At 29.5% G+C, this 14801-nt stretch carries 7 protein-coding genes; all 7 read left to right on the top strand.

Annotated elements, in window-relative coordinates:
• The first annotated feature begins 1 nt into the window (after window position 1).
• Entirely contained in the window at window positions 2-343 is a 342-nt protein-coding gene (gene rplQ, locus HMPREF2782_RS02530) for a 50S ribosomal protein L17 (RefSeq protein ID WP_004838127.1), read from the top strand.
• Between the two features lie 1177 nt (window positions 344-1520).
• The gene (locus HMPREF2782_RS02525; RefSeq protein WP_070640677.1) at window positions 1521-2621 is read left to right on the top strand and encodes a PP2C family protein-serine/threonine phosphatase; all 1101 of its coding nucleotides are present in this window, start codon (window positions 1521-1523) and stop codon (window positions 2619-2621) included.
• The gene (gene deoC, locus HMPREF2782_RS02520; protein WP_070640675.1) at window positions 2611-3252 is read left to right on the top strand and encodes a deoxyribose-phosphate aldolase; all 642 of its coding nucleotides are present in this window, start codon (window positions 2611-2613) and stop codon (window positions 3250-3252) included. The genes HMPREF2782_RS02525 and deoC overlap by 11 nt, the downstream gene beginning before the upstream one ends.
• Window positions 3253-4698, top strand: a complete 1446-nt coding sequence (locus tag HMPREF2782_RS02515) for an alpha-amylase (RefSeq protein ID WP_070640673.1) — start codon at window positions 3253-3255, stop codon at window positions 4696-4698. It abuts the gene before it with no gap.
• A 5-nt stretch (window positions 4699-4703) separates the two neighbouring features.
• Window positions 4704-5291 carry a ribonuclease H1 domain-containing protein gene (locus tag HMPREF2782_RS02510; RefSeq protein WP_070640671.1) on the top strand — a complete coding sequence of 196 codons (588 nt, stop codon included), beginning with the start codon at window positions 4704-4706 and terminating at the stop codon, window positions 5289-5291.
• A gap of 125 nt (window positions 5292-5416) precedes the next feature.
• Window positions 5417-6643: a diphosphate--fructose-6-phosphate 1-phosphotransferase gene (locus HMPREF2782_RS02505; protein WP_070640669.1), complete on the top strand. Its 1227-nt coding sequence runs from the start codon at window positions 5417-5419 to the stop codon at window positions 6641-6643.
• 164 nt (window positions 6644-6807) lie between these two features.
• Complete coding sequence (locus tag HMPREF2782_RS02500) at window positions 6808-14691, top strand: InlB B-repeat-containing protein (RefSeq protein WP_070640667.1); 7884 nt, start codon at window positions 6808-6810, stop codon at window positions 14689-14691.
• The last annotated feature ends 110 nt before the right edge of the window (window positions 14692-14801 follow it).

Here is a 14801-nt window from a genome sequence, read left to right as displayed (position 1 = left end):
GATGGCTAATAAAAGAAAGCTTGGTAGAAGAACAGATCATAGAAATGCCCTACTTAGAAATCAAGTTACTTCTTTGTTAGACAATGGTAGAATTACTACTACACTAACAAGAGCAAAAGAAACTCAAAAAATGGCTGATCGTATGATTACATTAGGTAAGAAAAATACACTTCACACAAGAAGACAAGCAGCTCAATATATATACAAACCATCTACAGTTCAAAAATTATTTGGCGAAATTGCACCAAAATATGAAGATAGAAACGGTGGATATACTAGAGTATTAAAATTAGGACCAAGAAGAGGCGATGGTTCCGAAAGAGCAATAATAGAACTTGTATAATAAACTTACTCTATAGCATCTTATGAAAATAAGGTGCTTTTTTTGTGGTAATTTTTAATTTTCAAAATAAAATTAAGATTTAAAATTTGTTTTTATTATTGGATATCAGTTTAATAATTTAGAATGAAAATTTTTTTGTATTTTAAATTTAATATAGATAAGTGAATGATATATAGATTCATTATCAACGGATTTGGATGAGTTAATTTAGATTTTATTGTAAATGGCATTTTGAATTTAATGTAGATATTTTTCATATAGATTGGCAAATAATATATGGATTCATTATCAACAGATTTAGATAAGTTAATTTAGATTTTATTGTACATGGAATTTTAAATTTAATGTAGATATTTTTCATATAGATTGGCAAATAATATATGGATTCATTATCAACAGATTTAGATAAGTTAATTTAGATTTTACTGTACATGGAATTTTAAATTTAATTAAAGATATTTTTAATATAGATTGTAAAATGATATATATATATATTATCAACAGATTTAGATAAGTTAATTTAGATTTTATTGTACATGGAATTTTAAATTTAATGTAGATATTTTTCATATAGATTGGCAAATAATATATGGATTCATTATCAACGGATTTGGATAAGTTAATTTATGTTTTATTGTAAATGGAATTCTAAAATTTATTTTAGATTTTATGTTAAGTTTACAGTGCTTTATTGATATTTTATGTTAATTTTATAATGCTTTATTGATGTTTTATGTTAAGTTACAATGCTTTGTTAATATTTTTATAGTATTTGCTTTTGAATTTTGTTTTGTATTTGGCTTAGATTTTTATTATGAATTTTAATTTGTATTTGATTTAGAGTTTTATAATGAATTTTGATTTTTATTTCGCTTAGAGTTTTATAATGAATTTTGACTTGTATTTGATTTAGATTTTTATTATGAATTTTGATTTGTATTTCGTTTAGAGTTTTATTATTAATTTTGTTTTGTATTTCGTTTAATAGTTTTATTATGAATTTTATTTTTGGGTTTTGTTTTTGATTTTAGATTTCTCTTTATCGATATTTTCTTTAAATTTTAGTTTTTGTTAATAATTTTTTTAATAAAAATTTCATTAGTTTACTTAATTAATTGAAAATATATCTTATAAATGTTACCATAAAAAGAGAATAAATGTTTATAAAGAGGTTCTTATGGGTAAGGCGAATATAGAAAAATTTAGGGATGATAATTTCTATGTCTTAAACTCAATGGATGACTGGGTTAGGATTCTTGATAAGTATGGAAGGCTTGTTTTTATTAATGAAAAAATGAAACGAGATATTCATCTTGATAGGTCACTCATTGAGCAAAATATTGATATAGAAAAACTTAGTGAAAAGGCTGATATTTTTAAAAATACTACAATTGAAGAGGAAAAACTCATTAATGGTAAATATTATTCTATTAAATCTTCTCCCCTTTATAATGACAATGAATTTATGGGAATTATTGAAGTTTATAGGGATATAACTAGCGAATCTAGGATGAAAGTTGATCTTTTTAATGCAAATAGAAAAATGCTTGAAGATATTAGATTTGTTAGAAAAATTCAAGCAAGTATTTTGCCAAAAAATAAAACTTATGGGGATATAAAGCTTGAGGGAAGATATATTCCATCAAATGATCTTTCGGGGGATTTGTTTGATATTATTAAGGTTGATGAAAATAGGTATGCCTTTTATATAGCTGATGTTATGGGTCATGGGGTTAAATCTTCTATTATGACCATGTTTGTAAAATTATCTATAAGCGGAATTTTTGAACGACATAGTGATTATTCTCCAGGTCAAGTTTTGAAAAAACTTAGGGAAAAGTTTGTAAAACTTGATATGAATTCATCCCAGTATTTTACAGTTTGGGTTGGAATTTTTGATAGCCTAAATGATAGCCTTACTTTTTCTAATGCTGGACATAATTGCCCACCTCTTCATCTTATTGAAAATAAAAATCGTGTAAATAAACTTGTTGTTTCTGGTAGGATGATTTCTAATATTATTGAGCAAAATATTTACCAAGAAGTTACTATTAAACTTCATCCTAAAGACAGGATTTTATTTTATACTGATGGTGTTATTGAAAGTAAAGATATTGAAAAAAACGAGTATTCTGTTGAAAGATTGATGGAAAAATTAAAAAATAAAAATAATCTTGATTCTATTTTAGAGGATTTAGAAAAATTTACTTGGGGCGAACAAGATGACGATATTAGTCTTGCCCTAATCGATTATAAAGGAGAAAAAAATGAAAATTAATCAATATATTGACCACACTTTATTAAAAGCTGATGCAAGAAAAGATGAAGTTAAAAAGATTGTAGAAGAAACTTTAGAATATAATTTTAAATCTATTTGTGTAAATTCTTCTTATGTTTCTATGATTAGAGATATGGATAAGGATATTAGAATTACATCTGTTATTGGTTTTCCTTTGGGGGCAATGACTACAAAGGCTAAGGTTTTTGAAACAGAAGATGCCATAAAAGATGGGGCAGATGAAATTGATATGGTAATTAATGTTGGAAGATTAAAAGATAAAGATTATGCTTACGTTTTGGAAGATATAAAAGAAGTTAAAAAAGCTTGTGGAGATAAAATTTTAAAAGTTATTATTGAAACTTGCCTACTTGATGATGAAGAAAAAATTAAAGTGTGCGAACTTTCCAAAGAAGCTGGTGCAGATTTTGTAAAAACTTCTACAGGATTTTCTACGGGTGGAGCTACAAAAGAAGATGTGGCTCTTATGAGAAAAACTGTTGGAGAAGAAATGGGAGTTAAGGCAAGTGGAGGAATCCATACCTATGATGAGGCAATGGAAATGATAAATGCTGGAGCAAGTAGACTTGGTTGTTCAGCATCAATTGCCATCGTTGAAGGGGAAAAATAAATGAGCGATGTTATGATGCAAGCCTTCGAGTGGGACAGTCCCGCTGACGGAGGCTATTATGCTTTTTTGAAGGAAAATGCAAAAAAAATAAAGGAGGCAGGAATTGATGCTCTTTGGCTTCCACCAATGTGTAAGGGCGGAGGCGATCAAGATGTTGGATATGGAATTTATGACTTGTGGGATTTGGGAGAATTCGACCAAAAAGGCACAGTCAGAACAAAATATGGAACAAAAAAGGAACTTCTTGAAGCTATTGATGAACTTCACAAAAATAATATAAAAGTTTATGCCGATGTTGTTTTAAATCACAAGGGAAACGCCGATTTTGAAGAAGAATTTATGGCGAGAATGGTTGATCAAAATAACAGAGAAAAAGACGTATCAGAAGATATGAAAATAAAAGCTTGGACTGGTTTTGATTTTCCAGGAAGATCTGGTAAATATTCAGATTTTGTTTGGCATTATTATCATTTTACAGGAGTTGATTACGATTCAAATACCGACACAAAAGCAATATTTAGAGTCCTTGGAGAAGGAAAATATTGGGATGATGGCGTAAGTGATGAAAAAGGAAATTTTGATTATCTAATGAACGCTGACATAGACCATTCTCATCCAGAAGTAAGAGAAGAAATTTTTAAATGGGTTGATTGGTTTATGGAAGAAACAGGAGTTGATGGTTTTAGATATGATGCATTAAAACACATTTCTGACGAATTTATTTATGATTTATCAAATCATATAATGGAAAAAAAGAAAGATGATTTTTATCTTTTTGGGGAATATTGGCAATATGACGAAGGTCAAATTGATGGATATTTGGACGATACTGATTGGAAAATAGACTTATTTGATGTGCCACTTCATTTTCACTTTGAACAGGCGAGCAAGTCAAATGGAAATTATGATATGAGAAATATTTTTAACAACACAATTGTCAAAAATCATCCTTTACAAGCAGTAACCTTTGTAGATAATCACGATTCCCAACCAGGTCAGTCTTTGGATTCTTGGGTTGAAGATTGGTTTAAAGAAATCGCCTACTCCTTAATTTTATTTAGAAAAGACGGCTATCCTTGTATTTTTGCAGGAGATTATTATGGACTAAAAGGAGAAATCAAAAAAGATCCATTAAAAGAAATGATAGATAAAATGCTTGATGTGAGAAAAAAATATTCTTTTGGCGATCAAGATGATTATTTTGATAATCCACAAGTTGTAGGTTGGGTAAGAAGAACAGATGATAAAACATCTTCCCTTGCAGTTTTGATTTCCATAGGAGATATGGCTGAAAAACAAATGTTTGTAGGCGAAGAAGAAGCCGGAAAAACCTATATAGATTTGTCAGGAAACAACAAAAACGAAGTTAAAATCGATGAAAATGGAAACGGAATTTTTAATGTTGGACCTGGTTCAGTTTCATATTGGGCAGCAAAGGAAAATTAAAACAAATGAAATATTACGCAGTAAAAAAAGGCAGAAATCCTGGGATATATACATCCTGGGATTTGTGTTTAAAAGAAGTAAAAGGATATAAGGGCGCAATTTATAAATCATTCAAGAAAAAAGAAGACGCAAAAGATTTTTTGGAAGATAAAAAAATTGAGATAGAACCCGATAAGGATTCTGTAATTGCCTACATTGATGGTTCATATTCCAAAAAAGATAAAAAATATGGAGTTGGAATAGTCTACATAACAGACGAAAAAATCGAAGAAATTTATAAAGATTTTGATGACGAATTTCATATCCACAGAAATGTAGCAGGAGAAGTAAAGGCAAGTGTAGGAGCAATCAATAAGGCGATTTCTGAAGGCAAAAAAACAATCTATATCCACTACGATTATCAAGGCATAGAATCTTGGGCAAGAGGAGATTGGAAAAGAAATAACGAACTTACCAAAAGATACTACGAATTTTTCCAAAAAGCAAAAGAAAAAATCGACGTACATTTCATAAAAGTAAAGGCCCACTCAAATGACAAATACAACGATATGGCAGACGCTTTGGCAAAAAAATCTTTGGGGATAGAAGGATAAAATTTATAATAAATTAAGATAATAAGATAGACAGAAAAGTTAAAAAGCTTTTCTGTTTTATTTTCGCCTTAAAATTTCTAAATAAAATGGTACTATATATAAGGATAAAAATTTAAGGGGGATATATGAATTGTTTAATTGGTCAGTCAGGTGGTCCCACGGCTGTTATTAATTCTTCCTTGGCTGGTGCTATCCAAGCTGGGATTGATTTTGATTTTGAAAATGTATTTGTTTCTTTAAATGGAATTGAAGGACTTTTGCATGAAAATATAAAGTGCGTTGACAAAGATTTGTTTGAAAAAGAAAATGCAAATGAAAGGCTAAGAAAAAGACCATCTTCTATTCTTGGTTCTTGTCGTTTTAAATTAAGTGATGATTTGAAAGATTGGCAATATAAAAAAATCTTTGAAAATTTAAAAAAATATGAGATTTCAACTTTTGTATATATTGGTGGAAATGATTCAATGGATACAGTTATGAAACTCAATTCATACATAGAAAAAAATAAGATTGATTGGGTAAATGTGGTTGGTTGCCCAAAAACAATTGACAATGATTTGTGCGAAATGGACCATTCGCCGGGCTTTGCATCAGCATCAAAATTTGTAAATTCTGCCCTAAGACAAATTAGGCTTGATTGCGATATTTATCCAATAAAATCAGTTACCTTTGTGGAAATTATGGGAAGAAATGCAGGTTGGCTTACAGCAACTTCTTATCTTGCAAATTATAAAAGAAAAAAAGATATAGTAAATTTAGTTTATCTACCAGAAGATAAAAAATCATTAGAGGATATAGAAAAAGAAATTAAAGAAAAATTCAAAGAAGATAATAATTTGCTAATAGCAGTTTCAGAAGGTTTTATGGACAAAGATGGAAAACTTTTAAATGAAAAACAAAAATCATTTGATAAAGGCTTCAATCATCCAATAATTGCAGGCATTGGCTTAAAAATTTCAGATTATATTCACGATAAATTAAAAGTAAAAACTCGTTCGGTTGAATTAAATATTGTCCAAAGAACAAGTTTTCTAATTTCAAAAACCGATTCAGATGAGGCTTACCAATTGGGATATTTGACAATAAAATATGGGAAGGAAAAAACAAATCTAGTTCCAATATTAAAAAGAGAAAACTCTAAGGATTATAAAGTAAAATATTTTACAACAAAACCATCAAATATAGCAAATAAAGAGAAAAAAATCCCACAAGAATGGCTAGAATCAAGAGAGATTTTAAAAGAAAAAATTACAAATTACACTCTTCCGTTAATAAAAGGAGAAATAGACCAAGAATTTACAGATGGAATTTTTGATTATATAAGATTGGAAGATTTTACAAAAAATAATTAAATAAATTTATAAAAATAAATTAGTATGAGAAAAAAACTTATGCTAATTTTTTTTGTGTAATTTTTTTCGCAAATATGTAAATGTTTTGTGAAAAAGCTTTTCTTTCAGTGATTATTAGTATATAATTGAAGTAATAATATAGTAAAAAAAAGGAGGTATTTTTAGTGAAAATTAAAAAGAATAAAAAAATTATTTTAACACTATTACTAGCTATTATTTTGCTCGGTACAAATATAGCTTTGGCGTCGTATACAAAACGTGATGACGATAGCGATGATATTTATATCGACAAGATAAATGAATCAATTGTAAAAAAACCTACTGAGCTTGATGAAAGCAAGGATATTGATGAACAATTAAAAAATCCCGATTATCCTGACATTTACACTTATAGGTGGGATTACAAAATTGGTGTAAAAGAAAATGGTTTAGATAAGGACAAAATTATTTATCAACCATACATAGCAAGCGTAGGAGAAAATGCAAGCCCAGAAGAAAGGGCAAAAGTTTTAAAAACTATAAACTTGCCTGAAATAGAAGGCTACTACAAACCAAATGACAATGATTCCTATGATGTTACTTATGATTTTGTAAAAGATAATGCCCAAGATACAAAAAATGCTAGCTTTATGTTTTATGGAAATCATGATTATAAATATGAACCAAAAGAAGGAGATATACAAGTAAAATATCTTTTCCAAAACTTATATGATCATGAAAAATATGAAGATCCAAAAGTTGGAGAAAAACCATTAATCAAAACATATACGGCAAAAACTGGAGATAAATTTAAAATCCCAGAATTAAATAAAGAAGACTATGCAAAATACGCAAAAGGATTTGAACCAGAACAAAACAATCTTGAGGTAACAGTTCCAGAAAATGCAAGTAAAACTCCATTAATTTATCACTACAATAGAAAAACTTTCCAAGTAGATTTTGATTCTGATGGTGGATCTTATGTACCAAATATGACACTATACTATGGTCAAACTATTCCATATTTTGATTACAAACCAACAAAAAGTACGTCTTTATTTAAAGGATGGAAATCTAATATAGATTTAGAAACTTCTGATGGCAAAATAATAAAAAAAGGCGATCTTATAGACATGAAAAATTATCCAGATGGTCTAAAAGAGGCAATGCCAGCAGAAAACATAACCTTTACTGCAGAATGGGATGAAAAACCAAAAGCAGATTATAAGATTCAATTTTGGACTCAAAAAGCTGAATCTGATGGCTATGATTTTATTGGAGCAAAAGTAATAAAAGATGCGAAAACAAACTCGCGCCCAGATTTAGATAAAATGTTACCAGAAGGTTTCAAATTCCCTGAAATAGAAAAAGATCTTACAAATAAGGGAAAAGAAAAAGAACTTAATAAATATTATGTTAGAAATACAAAAAAAATAAAAGAAGAAAACACAGAAAATGTTAAAAATGATGATGGAACAAGTGAAGTTCGTGTAAAAAAAGTTCATTCTGATAGCTCAACTACCTATAACATTTACTATGATCGTCAAACATATACAATGCTATTTGAAAAATTCTGTATTGATGAACCTGATGCTGGTTTTCCAGCTAAAGAAGCAAAAATGGTACTTCCTGATGGAAGAAAATATGATTCTACAAAAGAAGTGAACAAACCATATAAATTTACAGCAAAATTTGGCGAGAGAATGACAAAATGGCCTAATGATATGTGGCTTATAGAAAAAGGCGGAGTTGACTTTGGTCCAAATCATAGTTTTATAGGATGGCAATTAAATTCAGAAAATAATGGAAATTTAGATCAAGGTTTATATCTTGATACTCCACCATACTGGCTAACATCAAAGGATTTTATAGATAAAGATTTTACAGAACTAGATCCAGCGGTAAGACCTGCAACTCACTCAACTTCAACAGGAGAAAAATTACCTGAAAGAACAATTTCTCTTGGACCTTGTGAAAGTGCAGAGTTCCAATTTGCTATCTACTATATGGAATATTTGTTTGAGGGCTTTGACGGCAAGCTCCACTATAATCCAGATATGTCATATACAAAAATTGACACAAATGTTTCATACCCATATCCTTCTCCAGGTATTGTAGGATTTACACCTAAATATGAGTCAATTAATCCTGTTGAAGATGCAAAAAAACGTCCTGAAGAAAAAGAAGGTTATACGGAAAATCTTTCAAAATTAACTTTTGATGAACTTAAAAATGAATTAGATAACTATGAGGAAAAAAGACCAGAGGATGAAAAGTCATTTTTTGATCCTATAGCTGAAAATGGAATTAATGGAGTTCCTTTTAAGGACATTCCTAGATACCGCTTTGCATTTACTTATGGGCGTGAAAAATATAAACTATATCTTGATAAAGATCCATCAGATGTAAATGCACATGCTGATTTTTCTGGAAAGACATTTTCAAATGGTAAAGATGCGATTATATCTGATGTATATTATGATATTCCTCTTAGAAAATTAAATCTTGATGAAGAATATAAGCTTACAGAAGCTGATAAGCCTGAAAATCTTCCTGATGATTATGTATTTAAGGGTTGGGCATTGGATGCTCAAGGTAGCAGGCTTATTAAAGATACTATTAAAGAGGCTGAAAAGCTTGAATCTCAAATTGCTGAGAAATATAAAGAACTTGAAAAAAATTCAACTGACAAAGAAAAGAAATTTAAGTTACAAAATGAAATAAAAGAGTTAAAGTCTAAGCTAGATGATGCTGATGCTAATATGCCTAATTATGATGTTGTCCTTTATGCAAAATGGGGCGAACCTGACAAAAATTATAAGGTAAAATTTGATCCAAATGGTGGAGATATTGATTCTATTGGGCAAAATGATATTGCAACTCACAAAGATGGCGAAAGAATTAAAATATCAACTGAATTTGGAAAAGTTCCATACAAAGTTCCTGAAAAACTTGATGATGAAGGCAATGTTCAAGTATTTGATGTAGCAAATAGAATGACAATAAAAGAGCCACCAACACCACAAAGAGATGGTTATGATTTCTTGGGTTGGGAGCTTGTAACTTATAATGAAGATGGAAGTGAAGATACTTCTTATAAGGATAAATATGAAGTACCAAGACTTTATTCTTTTGGAAATGAAATCACATCTGATCTTTATCTTAGAGCGATTTGGGCAAAAAATAGTTTAGTTGATGTAAAAGTATACCATCACTTGCTTGATAAAGATTTTAATGAAGTAAAATTAGTTGATGGCGTAATAAAAAATCAAAGAGTTAAAACAAACACTACAGCTTATGGTGTTATGCAAGGTGAAGAATACATCTTGGCTAATGATGATGAGTTTGATAATAAAAATGTAAGTGAAGATACAAAAAATGAATATGAAGCTTATAAAAAAGAAACTGAGAGGGAAAATACTTATTATCAAAACCAAGTTGTTCAAGCTGAAAATAATGACAAAAAATCTGATGATAATCAACAACCAATAAAGTTGGAATTTAAAAATCAATTCCACTTCTACTACAGACCTTATCGTTATAGAAAATATACAGTAAATTATCTACTAGCAAAAGATGGACAAGTTAAGTTTGAAGCAGTTGGAAGTCAAGGGGACAAATATGAAAATGTAATAGAACCTGAAGAAGTTTTGAATGGAAACAGGCACTTTGATTCTGTAAACTATAGAAAAATAAGAGGTTTCAAATTAGTAAGTCCTCCACAAACTCAATTATTCTTTGATATTAACGAAGATACTCACGAACTAACTGGTATTAATGGAGTAAAAACAAAAGATATAAATTTCTATTATAAAGATGTCAGAGTTTTAAAAACAAAAAATCCAAAGACACCAATACCTGATGGTTATCACAGAATTACCTTTAAGGCACTTGACAATGGTTCATTTGGAACAGACAAAGATGGCAAGGAAATAAAAGAAATTTATTATGATGTAATAGATGGTTTGAATTTCTCAAATATTCCTGTACCAACAGATGAAGAGAAAAATGGTATAAAAATCACTCCAGCCAAAAATTACAACATTGGTTCATGGAGTGGAAGAAGAGAAGATGGAAAAGAATTAAAAGGTTTACTTGATGAAAATACTTCTATAAAACAAAATTATGAATTTGAAATTGACTTTGTAGAAGATAAATATCCACAAGTAAAACCTATTAAAGTTTTTGAATCATCAAAAGATGATGGCGGAAACTTCATCAATGACTTTATGCCAACAAATGCCCAAATAGAAGAATCTATTAATGAGTTAATGAAACTTGAAAAATATAAAGATTACCAAGTCTTAGAAGAAGATACAATCTATGATAAGGTAAAAGAAAACGAAGATTACAATAATAAGCCAAGTGATGTTACACCTAAAAAAGATTCAATTAAAGTAAGGGTTAATTTCAAAAATGATACTTACAAAGATTTTGAAATTCCTGTAGAAATTTACAAAAATATTTATAGGGCATTGGATAGTAAATCTAAACCAAATATAGTTCAAAACGACGAATTTTTGAAAGATTTTGTAAAAGTTGATGTAGTTCCAACAAATAAGGCTAAAGATAAACAAACAAAAACTTATTATGTAAATCCAAAAGCTCAAGTAAGAATTCCAGAAAATGATCCAGAAGGAGAAAATGACTGGACATTTGAAAAATGGACTGCTGATTTGGATACATTGGAAGATAAAGATGATTTCAAAATGCCAAATCGTCATGTTTTTGAAAATGAAACTGTGCTTACTGCAAGATATTCAAAAACACCAAAAGATATTGTATATCCACCAAGTGCAGAAATGATAACAACTTATGTAGGAAAACAACCAAGTTTAGAAGAATACGAACAAAAAATAAAAGCTGGAAAAATTGGAAACAGTGGAAAAGTTGCAGAAATTGACTCTTATTATCTAATAAAAGATAAAAAGCCAAACGTAGACAAAGAAATTCTAGATCCAGAAAATGAAATAGAAGATCCAGAAGATCCAACAAAGAAAGTCTACACAAATTACCAAAGAGTAAAAGTAACCTACAAAACAGGAGAAGTATTCTTAGTTGACGTACCAGTAAAAGTACTAGATACAATCAAAGAAGTACCAGATCCAGATACAATTCCAGGAGAAGACTACAAAGATTATATCCTAGTAACAGTAGATCCAACAGACAAAGCAAAAGATCCAACAAAGAAATACTACAGAGTAAGAAAAAATGTAGAAGTAACAATTCCAGCAAATAATCCAGAAGGAAAAGAAATAACAAGTACAAACGGTGAAAGCCACAGCTACGAATTTAGCGAATGGAGAGAAAAAGAAGACACCAATCCAAGAAAATGGGAAAAAGGTAAAAAAATCACAGGCAAATTCGTAAAAGACACAGAAATAATAGCAAAATATAGTCTTAAAGCGTGGCAACAAGAAAAACCAGAGAAAAATGTAATACCAAATGACCCAGATAATCCACAAGAAAAACCAGAAGGTTATGTAAGAGTAAAATTCACAAGTGATGAAGGCTTAACACTAAGTGGAATTCAAGAATATTTCGTAAAGAAAAATCTTGAAATAACATTAAAAGATATAAAATGGGCACAAATAGAAGAAAAAGTAGGATATAAATTCGATAAATGGGATAAAGAAAAAGATTTAGAAATAAAAGATAAAGATATAGTTGTAAATGCAACATCAATCCCATTAAAAGATGTAATACCAAAAAAAGATGGCGAAGAACAACCTAAAGGTTACGTAAAAGTAGACTTCAAAACAGACGGAAATGGAACACTAGAAGGAGAAACAACCTACTATGTAAATCCAACCAAAGAAGTAAAACTAAAAGTTCCAGAAACAAAAGCAAAGATAGGCTATGAGTTTAAAGAATGGGACAAAGACGCAACCAAGCTAACAAAATATGAAAAAGATACAACAATCACAGCAAAATTCAAAGCGCTAGATGATGTAAGCGAAACACCAATTAAAGATTACGTAAAAGTAATATTCCAAATAAAAGGAGAAGGTGGAAAAATAAAAGAAGGCGAAGTAGAAACCTACTATGTAAATCCAGAAAAGAAAGTCATAGTAACATCGCCAAAGCTAGAAACAGAAATAGGCTATAAATTCAAAGGATGGGATAAAGATACAAGTAAACTAACCCAATATACAGAAAAAGAAACAATAATAACAGGAACATTTGAAAAAATAGCCGAAATAATCCCAGAAATTGATGAGGATGGAAAACCAAACGACAAACCAAAAGGCTACGTAGAAGTAATCTTTGAAAAAGGAAAACACGGAGTCTTAGAAGGAATAACAAAATACTACGTTAATCCAAAAGCAGGTAAAAAATTAAAAGAAATTAAGCATCCAGAAATCAAAGCAAACAATGGATACGAAAAATACGGATGGGATAAAGACGAAAATACGGAAATAACCAAAAAAATAATCGTCACAGCAAGATATAGCAAAGAACTTACACCACTAGCACAAGAACCAAGTGCAGAAATGATAACAACTTACGTAGGAAAATATCCAGAGTTTGAAGACTACAAAAAAGCAATAAAAGCTGGAAAAAATGCAGAAATCACAGCTTGCGAAATAGTAAAAGATAAAAAACCAGACGTAAGCAAAGAAATATTAGATGCAGATACAAAAATAAAAGATCCAAAAGATCCAACAAAAGAAGTTTACAAAAATTACCAAACAGTAAAAGTAGTTTACAGAACAGGAGAAGAATACTTTGTAGACGTACCAGTAAAAGTAATAAATAAATTAGAGGACATTATTCCAGATCCAGAAGAAATACCTGAGGGCTATGTAAGCGTAACATTTACGAATGATAATGGTTTGTATTTAGAAGGTACACAAAATTATGCTGTAAAGAAAAATGTAAATGTCAAATTAAGTGATTTGAAATGGCCAAGTGTTGGAGAAAATTTAGGATATAAATTTGAAGATTGGAATAAAGATGAAACTTTAGAAATAAAAGACCAAGACATAGTTGTAAAGGCAAGCTCAAAGCCTATTGATGATGTAATTCCAAATGATGGAAATCATGAAAAGCCAAAAGACTATGTAAAAGTAGATTTTACTACTGATGGTCATGGAAGTCTAAGTGGACAATTATCATATTTTGTAAATCCTACAAAATATGTAACTTTGGATGTACCACAAGCAAGTCCAAATACTGGATATGAATTTGGATCATGGGATCATGATGCAAGAATATCAACTGTTTATAGCGTTGATACAACAATTACAGCTTATTTCAACGAACTAAATGATGTAAGTACTGAACCTGTAGAAGGATATGTTGAAGTTTCTTTTGTAACACAAGGCGAAGGTGGCTCAATAATGGATGGAGAATTTACAAAATTCTATGTAAATCCAGAAAAAGAAGTTATTCTTCCACCACCAAGTTTAAATGTTGAAATTGGATACCTATTTAATGGTTGGGATTTTGATACAATACAATTTGTTCAATACAAAGAAAATAAAATAGTTACTGGAACATTTGCTAAACTTCCTGATGTAATTCCAGAAGTTGATGAAAATGGTAATATGAATGATAAACCTCATGGATATGTTGAAGTGATTTTTGAAAAAGGAGATCATGGAGATCTTGAAGGAATAACAAAATATTATGTAAATCCAAAAGCTGGAAAAACTTTAGCAGAAATTGCTCATCCAAAAATTGTAGCAAAAACAGATTACAAAGTAAAAGGATGGGATACAGATGATAAGACAGTAATTAATAATAATATAATAGTAACTGCCTTGTATGAAAAAATTGAAAAAGCAGATCCTAAGCCACAAGAACCAAAAGATCCACAAGATCCACCACAACCATCTAAACCATCAAGCACAGAACCTTCTAAAGAAAAACCAAGTTCTAGCAATGAAAAGGATAAAGATAAAGATGGCAAATTACAAAAAGTAAGTGGAGATAATAAAAAAGGTTCAAATGTTGGAGGCACAAAAATGCCAAAAACAGGAATTGAAAGCAATTTAGGATTCTATTTATCAACAATTGGACTAAGCACAATTGGATTATTTATCCTAAAAAAGAAAAATAAGTAAAATTTTTCCTAACCCTAGCTAAAGCTAGGGTTATTTTTTGCAAAAAAATCCAATCTATAAATTTCAATAGGCAATAAGTTTTTGAAAATATAGATTGGATTTTTGTTTTT

Origin of the sequence: Anaerococcus sp. HMSC068A02 (assembly GCF_001811125.1) — a bacterium.
Taxonomy (GTDB): domain Bacteria; phylum Bacillota; class Clostridia; order Tissierellales; family Peptoniphilaceae; genus Anaerococcus; species Anaerococcus vaginalis_C.
The sequence above is the reverse complement of the archived record's forward strand: the minus strand, read 5'-3'. Positions and strand labels throughout refer to the sequence as shown.